Here is a 19,925-nt window from a genome sequence, read left to right as displayed (position 1 = left end):
GCGTGGCACAGCGCACGGTGCCGCGTCGGCTCAGCCGACCGGGTGCCGGGCGCGGGCCAGCAGGTAGACGGAGAAGGTGGCCAGCCCGGTCGCCACGGCGGTGAGCAGGACCGGACCGAGCGGGCCGGTGGCCACCGCCCGCAGCGCCCCGTCGAGGCCGGTGGCCGTCGCCGCGTCGAAGGTGGCCGCCGCCCAGCCGACCACCCCGCCCACGAGCACCAGCGCCACGCCCTTGAGCACGAAGCCGACCTGCCCGAGCCGGGTGGTCAGGGTGCACAGGGCGGGGGACACCGTGGACAGGTCGATCTCGCCGAGGAAGTCCGACCGCCACCCCTTGCGCACGTGGTAGACGCCGATGCCGACCACCACCAGGGCGACGGCGACGACGAGCGCCTGCCCGCCCGGCCAGGACAGCACCCCGCGCACCGTCTCCTGCTCCTCCCGCCGCCCGGCCCGCAGGCCCAGCGCCGCCCGCGCGGCCGAGACGGCGAGGAAGCCGTAGAGCACCGCGGTGCCCACCGTCTTGACCACCTGCACCAGCACCGCCCGCCGCCGCGGCCCCGGCCCGGGGACCGACCGGTGGTGGCGCAGCACCTCGACCGCCTGCCACGCGCACAGGCCCGCCAGCGCCGCGGCCAGCGCCCAGAGCAGGCCGTCGCCGAACGGCGACTCGGCCAGCACGTCGAGCGCGCCGGCCGAGTCCGCGGAGCGGCCCGCGGTGCGGGCGCGCCCCGGGCCCCAGGCCAGCTGCAGCGCCAGCCAGGCGACCAGCAGGTGGATGAGCGCGTAGCCGAGCAGGCCGAGGCGCGCGGTGTGCCGGAGCACCGGGCTGTGGGCGGCCCGCTGGGTCACCGGTGCCGTGTCGCCGGCTGTGTCCTCCGCCACGCCCCCCGCCGTCCCCGCCGCGTCGTCCGCACGGCCCCGGGAGCGTCGCACGCACCGGCTGCCCGCGCCGGGCGTCCCGCGCCGCGGGGCATCAGGGACACTGGGGGCGTGGCGACCCCGACGGCGACCGGCACGGCAGGACGGACCCTCCGCGCGGTGACGCGCAGCGAGCACGACGCGGCCCGCCGGGCGTGGCCGGTGCGCGCGGCGCTCGGCGTCGTGCTGCTGGTCCTGGCCGTCGCGGCGGTGCTGACCGGCGACCTCGGTGCCCGCCTGCTGCTCGGTGGCCTCGGCGTGCTCGCCGCCGCCCGCGGCGCGGTCCTGCTGCGCGCCGGCGCGGCGCCGGCCGGGGCGGCGGCGCTGCTCGCCGGCGCCGCGGCGGTCGTCGCCGCGGCCGTGTCGGCCTCCCTGTCCGGCTGGGCGCTCCTGGCCGGGGTGCCGTCGGCGCTGCTGGCCGCCACGGCCGTGGCCCTGGCCCGCGGCGGCACCGCCCGCCGTGCCGGCGCCGCGCTGGCGGTCTGGACCGTGCTGGTCGGCGGCCTGCTCGCCGGGACCGCGGCCGTGCAGGGCGCCGGGCGCGCGGCAGACGTCGCCACGGTGGTCGCCGCGCTGGCCGCGGGCCTGGCCGCGGTGCCGCTGCTGGTCGGTGCCGCCGCGCTGCGCTCGGTCGCCGCCCGACCGGTCCTCGCCCGGCCGGCCGGCTGCGGCGGTTGCGCGTGCGGTGCCGGGGGCTGCGGGGCCTGACCCGCCTCCCCGGCCGGCCCGCCGCGGCCGGTCGGGTTCCGGCTCGGCACGTCGGTGGGTAGGGCACCGGCGTGAGCGGACACGTCTTCGTCGTCGGTGCCGACCTGACCCGGCTGTCCTGCGACGACGTCCTCGTGCCCACCGGCCGCACCCTGCGGGTCGCCGCGAGCTGGCGGGACCTGCTGCCCACCGACCTCGTCGCCGACGAGGACGACACGGGCATCTGCGTGGACCTGGAGTGGTCGGGCGGCGAGCGGGTGCTCGAGGTCCCCGGCTCCGGGCCGCGCCGCGCGTGGCTGCTGGACACCGTGGACGACTGCGGCCGGGGCCTGGACTGGCTGCTCGACGGCGCCCGCGAGGCGCTGGCCGCCGTCGCCCGGCGGGAGGTGCCCGAGCCGGTGCACGGCCGGGCGCGGCGGCTGGTCGGCCTGCCCGCGCTGGGCACCGGCTGGGGCGGGGCGGCCGGACGGCGCGGCGACCTGCTGCAGCAGCTGCTGCCGGTGCTGCGCGAGGCCGCCGCCGAGCACGGCTTCGACGTCGCGCTGGTGCTGCGCGGACCCAGCGACCTGGCCGCCGCCCAGCGGATCCGCCGCGGCGAGTCCACCAGCTGGGCCCTGCCCGACCCGCTGCGGTCGCTGGCCGACCAGCTGGGGGAGCGGGCCCGCCGCGGACAGCTGGCGCTGTTCATCGGCGCGGGCGTCAGCGCGGCCGCCGGCCTGCCCACCTGGGAGCAGCTGCTCGACGAGCTGGCCGGCCGCTCCGGCCTGGACGACGACCTGCGCGCCGGCCTGGCCCGGCTGCCACCCGAGGACTCCGCGGCGCTGCTCGCGCGGGAGCTGGGCCGCGACCGGCTGCAGGAGTTCGTGCGGGAGCGCTTCGGTCCCGGCCACTACGCGCTGGCCCACGCGCTCATCGCCGACCTGCCGGTGCAGGAGTTCGTCACCACCAACTACGACCCGCTCGTCGAGCTCGCCGCCGCCGACATCGGCCGGGAGCTGTCGGTGCTGCCCTACGACGAGCCGCAGCCGGGCCGGCCGTGGCTGCTCAAGCTGCACGGGGACGCCGCGCACCCGGAGTCGGTGGTGCTGACCCGCGAGGAGTACCTGCAGCTCGGCGACTCCCGGGCGGCGCTGGCCGGCGTGCTGCACTCGCTGCTGCTCACCCGGCACGTGCTCTTCGTGGGCACCTCGATGCTCGACGACGACCTCGTCCGCATCGCCCACCAGGTGCGCAGCGCCGTCCAGGGGCCCGACCGGGAGCCGCGGCACCGGTCGGGCACGGTGCTGGCGCTGCGCGAGGACCTCGCCCGCGCGCGGCTGTGGGAGCAGGACGTGGAGACGGTCGCGATGTCGCGGTCGGACACCTCGCCGGCCGAGGCCGCCCGCCGGCTGGAGGTGCTGCTCGACCTGATCGGCTGCCTGTCCACCCCGCCCACCGGCTACCTGCTCGACCCGGCCTACCGCGGCATGCTCAGCGGGGAGGAGCGCGCGCTGGCCGAGGCGCTGCAGGACGTCGCGGCGCGGGTGCCCGAGGGGGCGCAGGCGCCGTCGGCGGCCGGGGAGGTGGCCGCGCTGCTGCGCCGGCTGGGGCACGGGCGCTCGGCGGGCCGCCGCCACGACGGCGCGGGGGAGCCGGCCGACGCCGCCTCCGAGCCGCACGACGACCGGCTGCAGCAGCAGCGGCCCGGCTGAGCCGGAGCCCGCCCGGGGTTGCCGCCCGCCCCGCGCGGGAAGGGGCGGGGCATGCGTCTCGAGAACTCCCTCGCCCTGCTGGCCAAGGGCTACGCCTGGATGCCCGACCTGCGCCGGGCCCGCGGCCGGCGCGCCGCCGGGACCCGGCTGGGCGGGCTGCCGGCGGTCGCGATCGAGGGCCCGGACGCCGCGCGCTTCCTCTACGACGAGCAGCACGTCCACCGCGCGCACGCCATCCCCGAGCCGGTGCAGGGCACGCTGTTCGGCAAGGGCGCGGTGCACACCCTCGACGGCGAGGCGCACCGGGTGCGCAAGGCGATGTTCGTGTCGGTGCTCATGGACGACGAGCGGGTCGCGGACCTGGCCGGGCGGGCCGGCGCCGACTGGGACGCCGCCGCACGGGACTGGCTGACGCGGCCGCAGGTCGTGCTCTTCGAGGAGTCGGCGCAGGTCATCGCCGGCGCGGTGACCCGGTGGGCCGGGGTGCCGGTCGCGCCGGAGGAGGTGCCCGCGCTGGCGCGCGACCTGCTGGCGATGGTCGACGGCTTCGCCACCGGGGGGCCGCGGCACTGGCGCGCCCGGCGGGCGCGGGGCCGGCGCGAGGACTGGCTGGCCGGGCTGGTCGAGCGGGTCCGCGCCGGCGAGGTGCCGGTGCCGGCCGGGTCGGCGCTGGGCGTCGTCGCCGCGCACCGCGACGCCGACGGGCAGCCGCTGGACCCGCGGGTGGCCGCCGTCGAGCTGCTCAACGTGATCCGGCCGACCACCGCCGTCGCCTGGTTCGTGGCCTTCTCCGGGCACGCGCTGGCCCGCTGGCCGGAGTACCGTTCGCGGCTCGCCGAGGCCGACCCCGCCTTCGCCGAGGCGTGGGCGCACGAGGTGCGGCGGTTCTACCCGTTCGCGCCGTTCATCGGCGGCCGCGCGCCCCGGCGGCTGGAGTTCGGCGGCCAGACGATCCCGCGCAACGCCATGGTGCTGCTGGACCTCTTCGGGCAGAACCACGACCCGGACCTGTGGGAGGACCCCTACGCCTTCCGGCCCGAGCGCTTCCTCGGCCGGGAGATCGGCGCGTTCGAGCTGGTGCCCCAGGGCGGCGGCGACCCGCGGACCAACCACCGCTGCCCGGGCGAACAGCTCACCGTGGCGCTGCTGGCCGCGCTGGCACCCCGGCTGGCCCGGCTGCCGGTGGAGATCCCCGCCGACCAGGACCTCACCATCTCGCTGCGGCGGATCCCCGCCCGCCCGGCCAGCGGCGTCGTCCTGCGGCCCGCCGCGCTCTGGCGCCCCGCGACCCCGGTGGCAGCACCCGTCCCGTGACCCGGTCGTGCTCTGCCCGCACCGGCGGGGCAGAGCACGAGGGAGGGCGGCAGGGGTGTCCCGCCGGTCCTCGTGCTCTGCCCACGGTGCGGGGGCAGAGCACGAGGACGCCGGAGGCGCAGGGTGCCGCCGCCGGCGGGCGGCTCACGCCGCGGCGGCCTCCAGCCGGGACAGCACGGCCGGCAGCGGGCCGGGGGAGAGCACGACCAGCCGCTGGGTGGCCCGGGTGAGCGCCACGTAGAGGTCGTTGACCCCGCGCACGCCCTCGTCGAGCACCCCCTGCGGATCGGCGAGCACCACCGCGTCGAACTCCAGCCCCTTGGCCTCGCCGGGGGTGAGCACCACCGGCCCGGCGGAGGAGTCCGCGCCCGGACCCGACTGCACGTCCGGCCGCAGCTCCCGCAGCGCCGCGACCACGCCGGCCAGCCGGCTCGGCGGCACCAGCACCGCCGTCGTCCCCTCGCCGGCGGCCAGGTCGGCCGCCACCGCCGCCGCGCGGCCGGCCAGCCCCGGCGACCCGGTCAGCTCGGCGGCCGGGAGCGCCCCGCCGGTGCGCACCGACCGCGGCGGGCGCAGCCCGGTGCCGGAGGCGGCGAGCACGTCGGCGGCCACGGCCATGACCTCGGCCGGGGTCCGGTAGTTGACGGTCAGCTCCTCCAGCCGCCAGGCGTCGCCGACGTGCGGGCGCAGCACGGCGTCCCAGCGGTCGGCGCCGGCCAGGCTGCCGGTCTGCGCGACGTCGCCGACGACGGTCATCGAGCGGGTGGGGCAGCGGCGCACCAGCAGCCGCCAGGCCATCGGCGAGAGCTCCTGCGCCTCGTCGACGACCACGTGCCCGAAGGTCCAGGTGCGGTCGGCGGCGGCCCGCTCGGCGGTGGTGCGGAAGTCGAGCTCGCGGTGCCGGTCGGCGAGGTCCTCGGCGGAGAGCAGGTCGCCGGCGCTGAGCACCTCGGCCTCCAGGTGCTCGTCCTCGAGGTCCACCGACCGGGAGCCGTGCAGCACGTCGAGCGTCTCCTGGGCGCGGGCCAGCGCCCGGCGGCGGTCCCGGTCGGCGCGGGCCCGCTGCGCGCTGTCGTCGAAGCCGAGCAGCTCCTCGGCCTCCTCCAGCAGCGGCACGTCGGCCGGCGTCCACCCCGCACCCCGCGCGCGGTGCAGCAGCGCCCGGTCGGCGTCGGACCACCCGGGGGTGGCCCGGGCGAGGCGGTCGGCGTCGGCGTAGAGGTCGGTGAGCAGCCGCTCGGGGGTGAGCACCGGCCACAGCTGCGCCAGCAGCGAGCGCACCCCGGGGTCTTCCGCCACCTCGCGGCGCAGCGCGGCGACGTCCTCGCGGTCGAACAGGTCCCGGCCGGCGTCGACGCCCGCACCGATGCGCTCGGCGTAGCGGCGGGTCAGCAGGTCGACGACCCGCCGCACGAACACCGGGCGGGCCAGGTTGTGCAGCGGGTCGGCCCGGCGGGCGGCGGTGCGGGCGCGGGAGACGTCGACCGGCCGCAGCCGCAGGGGGAACCCGTCGACGACGACCTCGCGGGGCGCGTCGGGCACCACCTGCCGGTCGGCGATGGCCGCGCGCAGCACGTCGACCATCTCCAGCCGGCCCTTGACCGCCGCCGTCTCCGGCGACTCCTCACCGCGCGCGTCGAGTCCCGGCCGCAGCTGGCCGAGCCCGGCGAGCAGCACGCCGGTCTCGCCGAGCGCGGGCAGCACGTCGGCGATGTAGCGCAGGAACGTCGGCGTCGGGCCGACGACGAGCAGCCCGCGCCGGGCCAGCCGCTCGCGGTGGGTGTAGAGCAGGTAGGCCGCGCGGTGCAGCGCCACCGCCGTCTTGCCGGTGCCGGGCCCGCCCTGGACGACGAGCACCCCGCGGTCGTCGGCGCGGATGATCCGGTCCTGCTCGGCCTGGATCGTGCGCACGATGTCGGTCATCCGGCCCGTGCGGGAGGCGTCCAGCGCGGCGAACAGCGCCGCCTCGCCGGTCAGCCCGGAGCCGGCGACCCCGCCGGTGAGCACCTCGTCGTCGAGCCGGACGACGGTGCGCCCGCGGGTGCGGATGTGCCGCCGCCGCTCGATGCCCAGCGGGTGCACCGGGGTCGCGGTGTAGAAGGGCCGGGCCGCCGGGGCCCGCCAGTCGACCAGTGCCGGGTCACCGCCGGCGTCGTCGGCGGGCAGGCCGATCCGGCCGATGTAGAGCGCGCCGTCGTCGGTGCGGTCGATGCGGCCCACGCACAGGCCCGCCTCGGCGGCGTCGAGGGCGGTCACCCGCTCGGTCTGGAACCGCACGGTGGCGTCGCGCTCCTGCAGGGCCTGCGGGTCGACCGCCGGCCAGGAGATCGCCTGGCGCAGCCGCCGGGTGGCCAGCTCGCGGGCGGCGTCGAGGCGGGTGTAGAGGTCGCTGACGTAGGTCTGCTCGTGCGCGAGCTCGCGGTCGGGGACGACGTCGGACGGGGTCGCCGGCAATGCACTTCCCTCTGCTAGAATGGTCGCCGTTCACTTCTCGCCGCCATTCCGTGCCCTTTTCCGGCACACGCGGCAATCGACCATCCTGCGCCTTTCGGCACCCTCCTGTCACCCCTCCGGCGCGTGTGTCGGGTCTCCCCGCGCGCCGGCGTCCGGGTGCCCGGGCCCGTCGGGCCCGGGCACCGGCAGGACGGTCGGCGCTGTCAGAACATCTCGAGCAGCGCCTGGGCGACCAGGCCGCCGGTCGGCTCGGTGTCCTCCATCTGGGCGGTGACCCCCGGCTCGCCGCCGGTCAGCGAGGTGATGCCGCTGTCGGCGGCCGCGCCGTCGGAGGTCAGGCCGTAGCCGTACTCGACGGTGCTCTCCCAGTAGACCCAGCCGTCGGCCTCGGCGAACACGTAGCTCACCGTGGCGTAGGCGTAGGACGCCGTGGTGGCGGGCTCGGAGAAGTCGGCGTACCCGTCGTCGTCGACGTCGTGGGCCACCAGGTCGAGGTAGCCGTCGAGGTCGGTGTCGGCGCCCCACTCGTCGGGCTGGGCGTTGCCGGTGGTGTCGACGCCGACCTCCTCCACGTAGCCGTCCTCGTCGGTGTCGAAGGCCCAGGTGTCGGCCCAGCCGTCGAGGTCGGTGTCGAGGGCGACCTGCTCGACGAGGCCGTTCTCGTCCCAGTCGATCGCCCAGGTGTCCTCGTAGCCGTCGCCGCTGTCGTCGAAGGCGTAGGCGTCGTAGTAGCCGTTGGCGTCGGTGTCGTAGGCGTTGTAGGCGATCGTGGTCGCCGACGCGGCGCCGGCGCCGGCGACCACCGCGGCCGCGACGGCGGCGGTCGGGACGGCGGTGCGGAGCAGGGTGCGGGTGAGGCGGGTGCGGGTCACGGCGGGTGCCTTCCTCGGGTGGGAGCCGGTCCCTCCGGCTCGCTGCGAGGACGCTCCCGCGGGACACCTGTGCACCACTGGGACCCGTCTTGCACACCGACTTGCACGCAACCCGCAAGTCATCAGGACGACATGTCCTGTGCCTACCCTCGGGTGCTCACCCGGACGACCAGGGAGACGAGCACACCGTGAGCACCACCACGCTGGAGACCACCACGCTGGACACCACCGCCGACCGCCCGGCGCGGGCCACCTGGACCTGCCCCAACTGCCGGTGCGAGACCACCACCGCGAAGAAGCGCTGCACCGACTGCGGCACCTCGCGCTGGTGACCCGGGGCCGCGGTACAGCGCGGTTCCGGCACGCACTCGGACACTGACGGACGGCGACAGGGACGGCGTCGTCCGTTACGTTCGACGGGTGCGCGTGATCACGCGGAACTGCGTCCACGTGAGCGGCCCGGCCGGCGCCCGGCCGATGCTGTTCGCCCACGGGTTCGGCTGCGACCAGAGCATGTGGCGGGCCGTCGCCCCCGACTTCGCCGTCGACCACCGGGTGGTCACCTTCGACCACGTCGGCTCCGGCGGCTCCGACCTGACCCACTACGACCCGGAGCGCTACGGCTCGCTGCGCGGCTACGCGGCCGACGTCGTGGAGATCTGCCGCGAGCTCGACCTGACCGACGTCGTGTTCGTCGGGCACTCGGTCAGCGCGATGATCGGCGTCCTCGCCGCGCAGGCGGCGCCCGAGCGCTTCGGCGCGCTCGTGATGGTCGGCCCGAGCCCCCGCTACGTCGACGACGACGGCTACACCGGCGGCTTCAGCCGCGCCGACGTCGCCGCGCTGCTGGACTCCCTCGACGCCAACCCGCAGCAGTGGTCGGCCGTGCTGGCACCGGTCGTCGCCGGCCCGGACAACCCCGGCGTGGCCGCCGAGCTGACGCAGAGCTTCTGCCGCACCGACCCCGGCGTGGCGCGCCAGTTCGCCCGCGTCACCTTCCTGTCCGACAACCGCGGTGACCTGCCGACGGTGCGCGTGCCGACGCTGGTGCTGCAGTGCACCCGGGACGCCATCGCCCCCGAGGTGGTCGGCCGCTACGTCCACGAGCACGTGCCCGGCAGCGTCTTCCGGCAGCTGGCCGCCACCGGTCACTGCCCGCACCTGTCGGCGCCGGAGGAGACGACGGCGGCGATCCGGGCGTTCCTCGCGGGCACCTGAGGCGAGGGGACCCGATGGCGCTCGACGAGGGACCGGCCCGCCCGGAGGGGCTGGCGCGGCTGCTCGAGGAGGACCCCGCCGACCTCTACGAGAACGCCCCCTGCGGGTACCTCTCGATGCTGCCCGACGCGCACGTGGTCAAGGTCAACGGCACGTTCTGCAGCTGGACCGGGCGGCGTCCCGACGAGGTGCTCGGCCAGCGGCTGCCCGATCTGCTCAGCGCCGGCGGACGGGTGTTCTTCGAGACCCACCTCGCGCCGCTGCTGCGGCTGCAGGGGGCGGTGCGCGAGGTGGCGCTCGACGTCGTCCGCGCCGACGGGTCGGTGCTGCCGTGCCTGCTCAACGCCGTCGAGGTCCGCGACGCCGAGGGCCGGCCGCTGCTGGTCCGCGCCACGGTGTTCGAGGCCAGCTCGCGCCGCCGGTACGAGCGCGCGCTGCTGGCCGCACAGCAGGCCGCCACCGAGGCCGAGGTGCGCGCCCGCACGCTGCACCAGGTCGTCTCCGAGCTGGCCGCGGCGCGGTCGGCCGAGCAGGTCGCCGACGTGGTGGTGCGCCGGGCGCGCCGTGCGCTCGAGGCCGGCGGCGCCGCGCTGTGGCTGGCCGACCCGGTGCCCGGGGCGCGGCGGGAGGGCACGGTGCCGGTGGAGCTGGTCGCCTCCGACGGGCTGAGCCCCGAGCTGCTCACCCACCTGGCCACCGCGGCACCGGCCGGCGCGGAGCTGGTGCGCACCGGCGGCGTGCGTGCGGCACCGGTCGGCCCGGAGCTCTACCAGCGCTGGCCGGGGCTGGCCGGGGCGATGGCCGAGGCCGGGCAGGAGGCGCTGGTCGTCGTCCCGGTGTCGGCCGCCGACGACCGGCACCTGGGCGCGCTGGTGCTCCTGCTGGGCGTCACCGACGACAGCGAGCTGATCAGCCTGGCCGAGCCCGGCACGCGCGGCGCGCTCTCGCCGGCCGACGCCGAGCTGCTGGCCACCCTCGGCCGGCAGGCCGGGCAGGCGCTGGAGCGGGTGCGGCTGCACGAGGAGACGGTGCGCCAGGCCGCCCGCTCGGCGTTCCTCCTCGACGCCGCCCGGGTGCTGGCCACGGCCGGGGAGGTCGGCGAGACCGTCCAGCGGCTGGCCGAGCTGGCGGTCGCCGGGCTGGCCGACATCTGCGTCATCGACCTGCTCACCGAGCGCGGGCTCACCGCGCCGGTGGTCGCGCACGCCGACCCGGCCCGCCGGCACCTGGTCGAGCAGCTGCGCGACGAGCACCTGCCGCAGCGCGACGGCACGCACCCCTCGGTGCGGGCGATGGTCGAGCGCCGCACGATCTGGGCCCGCGGGGTCGACGAGGCGATGCTGGTGCGGATCAGCACCTCCCCGCAGCACCTGGCGGTCAGCCGGGCCCTCGGGCTGACCGACCTCATCTGCGTGCCGCTGCTGGTGGACAACCGGCCGCTGGGCGTCATCTCGCTGGGCGCCGACGCCCGCCGCGGCCGGTTCACCGAGGCCGACGTCGACACCGCCGAGCAGCTGGCGCTGCAGATGTCGCAGGGGATGGACGTCGCCCAGCGCTTCGAGCTGGAGTCGCGGACCTCGCACGCGCTCCAGGGCAGCCTGCTGCCGCCCGAGCCGCCGGCGGTGCCCGGGCTGGCGCTGGCGGTGCGCTACCTGCCCGGCAGCCGAGGTGCCGACGTCGGCGGCGACTTCTACGACGTCGTCCCGCTGCCCGGCGGCGACCGGGTGGGGCTGGCGGTGGGGGACGTCGTCGGCCACGACGTCACCGCCGCCGCGACCATGGGCCAGCTGCGCAGCGTGCACCGGGCGCTGCTGGTCGACTGCCCGGACCCGGGGTCGCTGGTCGAGCGGCTGCACGGCAGCTGGCCGTTGCTCGACCTGCCGCGGATGGCCACCGCCCTGTTCGCCACGTTGCGCCCGGCCACCGGGGAGCTGCGGATCGCCTCGGCCGGGCACCTGCCGCCGCTGCTGGTCCAGGGAGGCCGCGCCGAGTTCCTCCCCGTCACGCCCGGCCGGGTGCTCGGCGCACCGCCCGGCCCGGCCCGCGAGTGGTCGGGCCGGCTGGCCGAGGGCGCGACGCTGGTGCTGTTCACCGACGGGCTGGTGGAGAGCCGCACCGCCGACCTCGACGCCGGGTTGGACCGGCTGCGCGTGGTGGCCGCGGAGGCGGCGGGGGAGGGGCCGGCCGACCCGGACGCGCTGTGCGACCGGCTGCTGGCCGCGCTCACCGGCTCCCGCCGGGCCGACGACGTCGCGCTGCTGGTGCTCACCCGGCTGCCCGGTGCCGACGACCTGCCGCGGTCCTCCGCCGTGGCGGACCCCGCGCCGGACCCGGTGCCGGACCCGGTGCCGCACGCCCTGGCCGACGTGCTGGACGGCGCCGCCGGCGACGTCACCGTCTCCGGGGACGCGATGCGCTGGTCGCCCGGGCGCACCGAGGAGCGGCCGCCGTCGCCGGGCTTCCCCGGGGTGGACGTCGCCGCGGGCCTGGGCTCGTTCCTCGGCCTGGACCCCGCCGCGGTGCGCCGGCTGGTGTCGGGCGCGCTGACCCGGCTGTCCGGCGCGGTGGGCGACGCGGTGGGCGAGCTGCGCCAGCTGGCCCGCGACGTCCGCCCCGGTGGCGACGAGGACCGCTGAGGCGGTGCTGTACAACCGACGCTGACAGACCACCACGCCGACGTGGGGACCGATCCGGTATGAGCAGCAACCAGTTGACCCTGGCGCCCGCCCCGCCGTCCGAGGCCGCCGAGCAGGTCCGCCTCGAGGTGCGGCAGTTCCTCGCCGAGGAGCTCGCCGCGGGCACCTTCACCACCCACGTGGACACCTGGCTGTCCGGCGTGGACCCCGACTTCTCGCGCAAGCTCGGCGCCCGCGGCTGGCTGGGGATGACCTGGCCCAAGGAGTACGGCGGGCACGAGCGCAGCGCGATGGAGCGCTACGCCGTCACCGAGGAGCTGCTCGCCGCCGGCGCCCCGGTGGCCGCGCACTGGATCGCCGACCGGCAGTCGGGGCCCAACCTGCTGCGCTACGGCACCGAGGCGCAGCGCAAGGAGATCCTGCCCCGCATCGCCGCCGGTGAGTGCTACTTCGTCATCGGCATGAGCGAGCCCGACAGCGGCTCGGACCTCGCCTCCATCCGCACCCGCGCCGCGCGCAACGCCGACGGCGACTGGGTGGTCAACGGCGCCAAGGTGTGGACGAGCAACGCCCACCACTCGCACTACGGGATCGTGCTGGTGCGGACCGGCCCGCCCGGGGAGGGGCCGCGCGGCAAGCACCAGGGGCTGACCCAGCTGCTGGTCGACCTGTCGCTGCCAGGCCTGAGCATCAACCCGATCCGCATCCTCGACGGCGGCCACCACTTCAACGAGGTCGTGTTCGACGACGTCGTCGTGCCCGGCGAGATGGTGCTGGGCACCGAGGGCGCCGGCTGGCACCAGGTGACCGCGGAGCTGGCCTTCGAGCGGTCGGGCCCCGAGCGGTTCCTCTCCACCTGGCCGCTGCTGGCCGAGTTCGGCCGCCGCGCCGCCGCCACCGGCGACCCCGCGCAGCTGGCCACGCTCGGCCGGCTGTCGGCGCGGGCGCTGTCGCTGCGGCAGCTGTCGCTGCGGATCGCCGCCGCCCTCGACCGCGGGGAGCTGCCCGACATCCCGGCGGCGCTGGTCAAGGACGTGGGGACGACGTTCGAGCAGGACGTCGTCGACGAGGTGCGCCGCGTGGTCGACGTCCCCGCGTCGCTGGACAGCCCCGACCCGCTGGGCCGCGCGCTGGCCGAGGCGCAGCTGCACGCCCCCGGCTACACGCTGCGGGGCGGCACCAACGAGATCCTGCGCGGGATCGTGGCACGAGGGCTGGGACTGCGATGAGCGATCAGGACCTGGTGGTCGAGACCGTCCGGGAGATCCTCGCCGGGCACGAGCCGCTGCTGCTGTCCGACGAGCGGCCGTGGGACGAGGGCCTGTGGGCCGACCTGGCCGAGGCCGGGCTCACCGGCGTCGGGCTGCCCGAGGAGGCCGGCGGCTCCGGCGGCGAGCTGGCCGACGCGGTGGCCGTCGTCCGCACGCTGGCCGCCGGTGCCGGGGCGGTGCCGGTGGCCGAGCAGCTGCTGGTGGCCGCGCCCGCGCTGCTGGCCGCCGACCTCGACCTGCCCGCGCCCGAGGAGCCGCTGACCATCGCCGTGGACGGAGCGGTCACCGCCGAGCCCTCCGACGACGGCGACGGCCCGGGCCGCTTCACCCTCACCGGCACCGCGGTCGACGTCCCGTGGGCCGGGGTCGCGCGGCACGTCGCGGTGCTGGCGGCCCCGCCGGCCGGGATCGAGGGTGCGGTGCTGGCCGTCGTCGACACCGCGGGGCTGACCGCGTCGCGGGCGGTGAACCTGGCCGGCGAGCCGCGCGGGTCGCTGGTGCTCGACGGCGTCGGGGTGCCCGGGGCGCTGCTGTCGCCGGCGCAGGCGGAGCTGGTGCGCGCCCGGTACGCGCTGGCCCGGGCGGTGCAGGTCTCCGCGGCGCTGGAGCAGGTGCTGGCCTGGACGGTGCAGTACGCCGGCGAGCGGCAGCAGTTCGGCCGGCCGCTGGGGAAGTTCCAGGCCATCCAGATGGAGCTCGCGGAGATGGCCGGGGAGGTCACCGCCACCGCCGCGCTCGTCGACGCCGCCGTCCAGGCGCTCGACCGCGGGGAGGACACCGTGGTGCTCGCCGCCGCGGCCGCCAAGGTGCGGGCGGGCTGCGCGGTCGAGGTGGTGGCCAAGCGGGCACACCAGGTGCACGGCGCGATCGGGTTCACCCAGGAGTACCGGCTGCACCACCTCACCCGCCGCTGCTGGTCGTGGCGGGACGAGGCCGGCAACGAGCTGGCCTGGTCGCGTGCGCTGGGCGCCGGGCTGGTCGCCGGCGGGGGCGACGACCTCTGGCCGGCCCTCACCCGGGTCGTCTGAACTCGCCGGGCCGGCGCCGCGGCAGGCGCCGGCCCGCCGGCCCTCAGACCGTCTCGGGGACCCGCAGGTGCGCCAGGACGAGGTCGAACTCGTCGTGGTCGGTGATCTCGATGCGCATGAGGCGGGCGAAGTCGTCACGGCTGGCGCGGGCGTGCGTGCGGGAGGCCTCCATGCAGTCGCGGTCCTCGAAGGTCACCGCGGACGCCGACAGGCCCTGCGCGCGGTCGAGGAACAGGCTCACGCTGCAGAAGCCGGCGTAGTCCTCCATCCGCGGCACCATCACCGAGCGGTAGGCGTCGAGGACGCGGTCGACCTGTCCGGGGTCGGCCTTCGTCCAGGTCACCCGCGTGCACGCGCCCGACGGTGCCTCGGAGCGCCGGTGCATGACCGCGACCTCCCAGTCGTGCACCTCCGGGGGGCCGCCGAAGATGCTCGCCGCGCGCTCGCGCAGCCCGCGGACGCCCTCGGCGCTGGCCCGCATCGCCTCGGCGTCGTGCCAGGAGGAGGTGACGATGCACCGCCCGCTCTCCCGGTCGGCCAGCATCGACAGCCCGACGCAGCCCGGCATGGCGGTCACCGCGGGCATCACCTCGTCGCAGACGTAGGCGATGCCGTCGTCGATGGTCATGGGGGCGCCGTTGAGCGTGGTCGACCGTGCGTACATGCCGTCCTCCTCCGGGACGGCGGCGCCCCGCGGCACCGCCGCACCCGACAGCATTCCCGCGGTCGCGCGCCGGGGGAAGCCCCTCCCCGTGCGCCGGGGACGGCGGCCCGCTGCCGATGATGGGGGCATGCAGACCGCGCTCGTCCTGGTCCACGACGCCGACCCCTCGCGGGGGCACCGGCTGGTCGGCACGATCCGGCCGGCCCTCGAGGCCCAGGGCCTCGACGTCGTCGTCGGGACGGCGGTCGGGCCGTCGCCGCTGCTGACCGACCTGCCCGACCCCGGCACGCTGCGCACGCTCGTGGTGATGGGCTCCGGCGCGGCCGCCCACGACGACACGGTGCCCTGGCTGGCCGCCGAGCTGGCCTACCTGCGCCGCGCGGTGGACGCCGGGACGCCGGTGCTCGGCGTCTGCTTCGGGGGGCAGGCGCTGTCACGGGTGCTCGGCGGGGTGGTCGCGCCCGCGCCGGCGGGGGAGCACGGCTTCCTGTCGGTGGAGACCGCCGACCCGGAGCTGGTGCCGGCCGGGCCGTGGTTCGAGTACCACGGCGACCGGTTCACCGTGCCGCCCGGCGCGGTCGAGGTGGCGCGGACCGCCCGCGCGGTGCAGGCGTTCGCGTCCGGCCCGCACCTGGGGGTGCAGTTCCACCCGGAGATCGACCCGGGCGCGTTCTCGGCGTGGGAGGAGACCTGGGAGCTGACCGGCCCGCCGCCGCCGGAGGCCGCCGCGCTGGTGCCCGGGCTGCGGGTGGAGATCGCGCAGCGGCGGGAGGCCTCGGCCGCGGCGTGCGCGCGGCTGGTGGCGGCGTTCCTGGCGCGGGCGGAGGACGTCGAGGCCGCGGCCTGAGCGTCCGACAGGATGCCGACCGTGAGCGCTGACCGGCACGGACACACCCACCGCCTCGACCTGGCCGACGCCACCGTCCGCGAGTGGGACGCCACCGTCGTGGCCGCCGACCCCGAGCAGGGCATCGTGCTCGACCGGTCGGCCTTCTACCCGGGCGGCGGTGGGCAGCCCCCGGACGAGGGGGTGCTGCTGTGGGGCGGCGTCCGCACCCGCATCGCCGGCACGCGGCGGGGCGACGAGCTGTACCTGCTGCCGGTCGAGGGCGACCCCTTGCCGCCGCCGGGGACCGCCGTCCGCGGCGCGCTGGACGACGAGCGGCGGACGGCGCTGATGCGCACCCACTCGGGGCTGCACGTGCTCACCGGCGTCGTGCTGCGCGACTTCGGCGCCAAGGTGACCGGCGGCAACATGGAGCCGCTGACCGCGCGGATGGACTTCGACCTCGCCGAGGTGCCCGCCGACTTCAAGGACCGGGTGGCCGAGGCGGTCAACGCCGAGATCACCGCCGACCGGCCGATCGTGGTGCGCACGCTCCCGCGCGAGGAGGCCTACGCGATCCCCGACCTCATCCGCACCGCGACCGACCTGCTGCCGCCGGACATCGAGCAGGTGCGGATCGTCGACGTCGTCGGGCTGGACCTGCAGGCCGACGGCGGCACGCACGTGGCCTCGACGGCGATGGTGGGTCGGGTCGAGGTGGTCAAGATGGAGAACAAGGGCCGCGGGTTCCGGCGGCTGCGGGTGCGAATCGTCTGATCCAGTTCCGTCCGTGCTGCGGATCGGGTGGAGCGGCTCTAGCCTGTGGGGTGATGGACGGTGGGCGCTCAGCCGAGGCGGCCGCGGGCTTCGCGGTCGGTCCGTGCTGGGTGCGCCGGGCCCTCCTGCTGGTCGGGCTGCTGAGCTGCCTGTATGCGCTCGCGCTCGCCCTCCCGGGCACCGCGCGGGCCGACGACGGCGACCTGCTCGGGTCGGCCGGTGACGCCGTCGACGCGGTGACCGAGCCGGTCGTCGACCCGGTGGTCGAGGTGGCGGAGCCGGTCGCCGAGACCGTGACCGAGCCGGTGGTCGAGGGCGTGGCGCCGGTGGTGGACGCCGTCACCGAGCCGCCTGTCGAGGAGGTCGTCGAGCCGGTCGTCGAGGACGTGGCGCCGGTCGTCGAAGAGGCCGCGCCGGTGGTGGACGCCGTCACCGAGCCGCCTGTCGAGGAGGTCGTCGAGCCGGTCGCGGAGGTCGTGCCCCCGGTCGTCGAGCCGGTGACCGAGACCGTGGAGCCGGTCGTCGAGACCGTGACGCCCGTGGTCGAGACCGTGACGCCCGTGGTCGAGGACGTGGCTGCCGTGGCCCGACCGGTCGTCGGGGCGGTCCCGCCGGTGGCCCGACCGGCGACACCCGCCACCGGGGCCCTCCCGCCCGGGCTGCAGGTCGCGGAGCTGCCCGCTGTGGCCGCGCCGATCGTCGAGGCGGTGCCACCGGTCCTGGAGCCCGTGGTCGAGGTCGTCCCGCCCGTGGCGCCGGTCGTCGACGCGGTGACGCCTGTGGTGGACGCGGTGACGCCGGTCCTGGAGCCCGTGACCGCGGTCGTCCCGCCCGTGGCGCCGGTGGTCGAGGCAGCCGCGCCCGTCGTCGAGGCCGTCGTGGCGGTGGTCGACGTGGCGGCGCCGGTCGTCGCTCCGCCGGCACGGGTCATCGAGGCCGTCGCGCCGGTCGTCGGCTCGGTGGCGCCGGTGGTCGACGTGGCGGCGCCGGTCGTCGACGTGGCGGCGCCGGTCGTCGAGCGCGTCCCTCCCGTGGCCACCGAGGTCCTGCGACCGGTCGCCCCCGTCGTCGAGGCAGCGGTGCCCACCGTGGACGCGGTGGTGCCCGACCCCGCACCCGTGACCGGGATGGTCGACGCGGTCGCGCCGGCCGTCGCACCGGTGGCCGAGGTGGCTGCGCCGGCGGCCGAGGTGGTCGCGCCGGTCCTCCCGCCCGTCGCCGAGGAGGTCGTCGAGGCGGTGACGCCGGTGGTCGAGGAGCCCGCCCCGGCGCCCGTCGTCCCGGCCGTGGAGGAGGCGGTCACCGCGCCGGTCGCCGACGCGGGGAAGGCGGTCACGGCGCCGGCGACAGAGGCCGCAGAGCCGGTCGGCACCTCGGTGACCACGACCGTGACTCAGGCCGGCACGCCCACCCCGCAGAAGACCCGTGCCGTGGTGCTCGCGACCGGCTCGGTCGTGGCGCCGGCGGTCCAGGTGTCGCTGTCGCTGGTGGTCGCCGCACTCGCCCCGTCGGTGTCCGACACCCCGTCCGCGACCCCCGAGCGGTCGCACCGGAGCGCCGGGGCCACCCGCGCGTCGACGCCGTCCGCTCCGCCGCTGGCCGACAGCACCGTCCCCGTCGGCGTCCCCGCCTCCCACCCGGTGCCGCTGCCCACCGCTCCGGCGCCGGCACCCGGACCCGTCGCCTCGTCGTCGTCCGCGGGGCTGCAGGCCTTCCCGGAGGCCGTCCTCGTGGCCGGTCCGCCCGGGTTCGTGGCCTCGGTGTCCAGCGGTGGCGCCCAGGTCCACCACGTCGCCGCCCCGACGCTCGCCGACCCCGGCTTCTCGCCCGACTGACCCTCCCCGGCGTGCACGCCGCCGCCGGGGCCGGTCCTCCCGCTCCCCGCACCGGTCGGTCGTGCACGCCTCCCCGGCGTGACCCCGACCTGGGCGACTGGGCCGGGGCCACCGGGCGGGGAGGTATCGGGGATGGGGGTACCGCTGCCGGCGACCTGCGCTCGCGCGCGGGACCCCTGACCTCCCCGCCCGACGTGAAGGGCGGCGGAGGTGGCGCCCGACGAGACGGTCGCCACCTCCGCCGGCCGCACTGCGCTGACGCCGGTGACGGCGACGAGGAGGTGGGGGCGACCGACGCGGCGCCAGCACTGGCGCACCGGCCTCCGTCACGGGACAGTTCCGCCATGACGGCAGTGGTGCTCCTCGCGATGGTGGCGGCGCTCCTCCTCCTGGCCTTCGGCCTGCAGCGGTCCCGAGCCGGCGCCGGACGGCGTCCTGCCGTCCCCGGGCGCCGGTCGAGCCGCGCGCACGACGTCGGCCACCTCGTCAGCGGCACCTACGTCGCCGGCACCGCCGACAGCGGCGGCTGGGGCGGTGGCGGCTTCGACGGAGGGGGCGGCGGGGGCTGCGACGGCGGCGGGGGCGGGTGCTGACCCGCTAGTGCCGCTCCTCGTCGGGACGGTGGCCGAGCCCGCCGGGCCCGTGGTCGGCCGGCACCTCCTCGCCGGGCGCGACCGGCCCCGGCGGCGTCCCGTCGCCGAACGGTGAGCCCCCGAGCTCCTCGCGCCCGTGCGGGGTCAGCCAGACCGACGTGTCCGGGCCCATGGGGATGACCTGCGTCGGGTTGATGTCGGCGTGCACGACGTAGTAGTGCTCCTTGATCTGCGGGAAGTCGGTGGTGTCCCCGAAGCCCGGCGTCTGGAACAGGTCGCGCGCGTAGCCCCACAGCGCCGGCATCTCGGTCAGCTTCTGCCGGTTGCACTTGAAGTGGCCGTGGTAGACGGCGTCGAAGCGGGCCAGCGTGGTGAACAGCCGGACGTCGGCCTCGGTGATCGTGTCGCCCAGGAGGAAGCGCCGCGTCGACAGCCGCTCCTCCAGCCAGTCCAGCGCCGTCCACAGCCGGTCGTAGGCCTTGTCGTAGGCGCGCTGCGAGCCCGCGAAGCCGCACCGGTAGACGCCGTTGTTGACCTCGGTGTAGACGCGCTGCATCACCTCGTCCATCTCGTCCCGCAGCTCCTCGGGGTAGAGGTCGGGGGCGCCGTCGCGGTGGTGCGCCGTCCACTCGGTGGAGAGGTCGAGCGTCATCTGCATGAAGTCGTTGGTGACGACGGCCTTCGTCGGGAGGTCGACCATCGCCGGCACGGTGATGCCGCGCGGGTACTGCGGGTCGCGGGCGAAGAAGGCCTCCTGCAGCCGCTCGTACCCGAGCACCGGGTCGCGGCCGCCGGGGTCGAGGTCGAAGGTCCAGCTGCGCTCGTCGTGGGTGGGGCCGCAGATGCCCATCGAGATGACCGGCTCCAGGCCGAGCAGCCGGCGCACGATGGCCGCGCGGTTGGCCCACGGGCAGGCGCGGGCGATGACCAGCCGGTACCGGCCGGGCTCCACGGCCCACCCGCTGGACCCGTCGGCGGTGATCCGGTCCTCCAGGTAGTTGGTGTCGCGGTCGTACTCCTGACCGCTGGTGACGTACCCGGACCCGCTGTTGTCGTCGCTCACCGGCCCAGCCTCGCCGAGACCGGGTGCCTCCGCCCGCCGGGCGGCACCTGGTGT

General features: G+C 77.1%; 17 protein-coding genes. 12 read left to right on the top strand and 5 right to left on the bottom strand.

The genetic code is table 11. The annotated features are described in order from the left end of the window. Nucleotides 1-30: 30 nt before the first annotated feature. Nucleotides 31-885 carry a DUF1206 domain-containing protein gene (locus tag BLQ97_RS12730; protein ID WP_245692125.1) on the bottom strand — a complete coding sequence of 285 codons (855 nt, stop codon included), beginning with the start codon at nucleotides 883-885 and terminating at the stop codon, nucleotides 31-33. Between the two features lie 156 nt (nucleotides 886-1,041). Here BLQ97_RS12730 and BLQ97_RS12725 point away from each other — a divergent pair, with 156 nt between their 5' ends. The 3 genes from BLQ97_RS12725 to BLQ97_RS12715 all read left to right on the top strand — a co-directional run bounded on the left by BLQ97_RS12725 (nucleotide 1,042) and on the right by BLQ97_RS12715 (nucleotide 4,634). Next, on the top strand, nucleotides 1,042-1,629 hold the full coding sequence (locus BLQ97_RS12725) for a hypothetical protein (protein WP_091366220.1): 588 nt from the start codon (nucleotides 1,042-1,044) through the stop codon (nucleotides 1,627-1,629). A gap of 71 nt (nucleotides 1,630-1,700) precedes the next feature. Continuing rightward, nucleotides 1,701-3,320 carry an SIR2 family NAD-dependent protein deacylase gene (locus BLQ97_RS12720; RefSeq protein ID WP_091366219.1) on the top strand — a complete coding sequence of 540 codons (1,620 nt, stop codon included), beginning with the start codon at nucleotides 1,701-1,703 and terminating at the stop codon, nucleotides 3,318-3,320. A gap of 51 nt (nucleotides 3,321-3,371) precedes the next feature. Then, nucleotides 3,372-4,634 (top strand): cytochrome P450, encoded by a 1,263-nt coding sequence (locus BLQ97_RS12715; RefSeq protein WP_091366218.1) that lies wholly within the window; start codon nucleotides 3,372-3,374, stop codon nucleotides 4,632-4,634. Nucleotides 4,635-4,778: 144 nt separating this feature from the next. On the opposite strand, the gene BLQ97_RS12710 is transcribed toward BLQ97_RS12715, so the two are convergent. Both BLQ97_RS12710 and BLQ97_RS12705 read right to left on the bottom strand, forming a co-directional pair. Then, nucleotides 4,779-7,088, bottom strand: coding sequence for a HelD family protein (locus tag BLQ97_RS12710; protein WP_091366217.1), 2,310 nt, complete (start codon nucleotides 7,086-7,088; stop codon nucleotides 4,779-4,781). A gap of 203 nt (nucleotides 7,089-7,291) precedes the next feature. Further along, a complete protein-coding gene (locus tag BLQ97_RS12705; RefSeq protein WP_091366216.1) occupies nucleotides 7,292-7,960 on the bottom strand; it encodes a hypothetical protein in 669 nt (222 codons plus the stop codon). A 188-nt stretch (nucleotides 7,961-8,148) separates the two neighbouring features. Here BLQ97_RS12705 and BLQ97_RS23355 point away from each other — a divergent pair, with 188 nt between their 5' ends. The 5 genes from BLQ97_RS23355 (at nucleotide 8,149) to BLQ97_RS12685 (ending at nucleotide 14,113) form a co-directional block, all read left to right on the top strand. Continuing rightward, nucleotides 8,149-8,292: a hypothetical protein gene (locus BLQ97_RS23355; RefSeq protein WP_175471715.1), complete on the top strand. Its 144-nt coding sequence runs from the start codon at nucleotides 8,149-8,151 to the stop codon at nucleotides 8,290-8,292. A gap of 88 nt (nucleotides 8,293-8,380) precedes the next feature. Continuing rightward, on the top strand, nucleotides 8,381-9,178 hold the full coding sequence (locus tag BLQ97_RS12700; RefSeq protein ID WP_245692123.1) for an alpha/beta fold hydrolase: 798 nt from the start codon (nucleotides 8,381-8,383) through the stop codon (nucleotides 9,176-9,178). A 14-nt stretch (nucleotides 9,179-9,192) separates the two neighbouring features. After that, complete coding sequence (locus tag BLQ97_RS12695) at nucleotides 9,193-11,814, top strand: SpoIIE family protein phosphatase (protein ID WP_091366215.1); 2,622 nt, start codon at nucleotides 9,193-9,195, stop codon at nucleotides 11,812-11,814. 59 nt (nucleotides 11,815-11,873) lie between these two features. Then, nucleotides 11,874-13,043 carry an acyl-CoA dehydrogenase family protein gene (locus tag BLQ97_RS12690; RefSeq protein WP_091366214.1) on the top strand — a complete coding sequence of 390 codons (1,170 nt, stop codon included), beginning with the start codon at nucleotides 11,874-11,876 and terminating at the stop codon, nucleotides 13,041-13,043. Further along, on the top strand, nucleotides 13,040-14,113 hold the full coding sequence (locus BLQ97_RS12685) for an acyl-CoA dehydrogenase family protein (RefSeq protein WP_091366213.1): 1,074 nt from the start codon (nucleotides 13,040-13,042) through the stop codon (nucleotides 14,111-14,113). Before BLQ97_RS12690 ends, BLQ97_RS12685 begins: the two co-directional genes overlap by 4 nt. A 43-nt stretch (nucleotides 14,114-14,156) precedes the next feature. Here BLQ97_RS12685 and BLQ97_RS12680 read toward each other — a convergent pair whose 3' ends face one another. After that, nucleotides 14,157-14,777, bottom strand: coding sequence for a putative quinol monooxygenase (locus BLQ97_RS12680; protein ID WP_091366462.1), 621 nt, complete (start codon nucleotides 14,775-14,777; stop codon nucleotides 14,157-14,159). A gap of 127 nt (nucleotides 14,778-14,904) precedes the next feature. On the opposite strand from BLQ97_RS12680, the gene BLQ97_RS12675 reads away from it, so the two are divergent. The 4 genes from BLQ97_RS12675 (at nucleotide 14,905) to BLQ97_RS12660 (ending at nucleotide 18,808) form a co-directional block, all read left to right on the top strand. Beyond that, a complete protein-coding gene (locus BLQ97_RS12675) occupies nucleotides 14,905-15,624 on the top strand; it encodes a type 1 glutamine amidotransferase (RefSeq protein WP_091366212.1) in 720 nt (239 codons plus the stop codon). 12 nt (nucleotides 15,625-15,636) lie between these two features. Next, a complete protein-coding gene (locus BLQ97_RS12670) occupies nucleotides 15,637-16,380 on the top strand; it encodes an alanyl-tRNA editing protein (RefSeq protein ID WP_091366211.1) in 744 nt (247 codons plus the stop codon). 53 nt (nucleotides 16,381-16,433) lie between these two features. After that, a complete protein-coding gene (locus BLQ97_RS23350) occupies nucleotides 16,434-18,215 on the top strand; it encodes a hypothetical protein (RefSeq protein WP_091366210.1) in 1,782 nt (593 codons plus the stop codon). A gap of 344 nt (nucleotides 18,216-18,559) precedes the next feature. Beyond that, nucleotides 18,560-18,808 (top strand): hypothetical protein, encoded by a 249-nt coding sequence (locus tag BLQ97_RS12660; RefSeq protein WP_139173623.1) that lies wholly within the window; start codon nucleotides 18,560-18,562, stop codon nucleotides 18,806-18,808. A gap of 4 nt (nucleotides 18,809-18,812) precedes the next feature. Here the strand turns inward: BLQ97_RS12660 and BLQ97_RS12655 are convergent, their stop codons facing one another. Beyond that, complete coding sequence (locus BLQ97_RS12655; RefSeq protein WP_091366208.1) at nucleotides 18,813-19,871, bottom strand: glutathione S-transferase family protein; 1,059 nt, start codon at nucleotides 19,869-19,871, stop codon at nucleotides 18,813-18,815. Nucleotides 19,872-19,925 lie beyond the last annotated feature (54 nt).

Origin of the sequence: Geodermatophilus telluris, assembly GCF_900102745.1 — a bacterium.
Classification (GTDB): domain Bacteria; phylum Actinomycetota; class Actinomycetes; order Mycobacteriales; family Geodermatophilaceae; genus Geodermatophilus; species Geodermatophilus telluris.
Note: the sequence above shows the minus strand (reverse complement) of the source record. Positions and strands in the feature narration are given on the sequence as shown.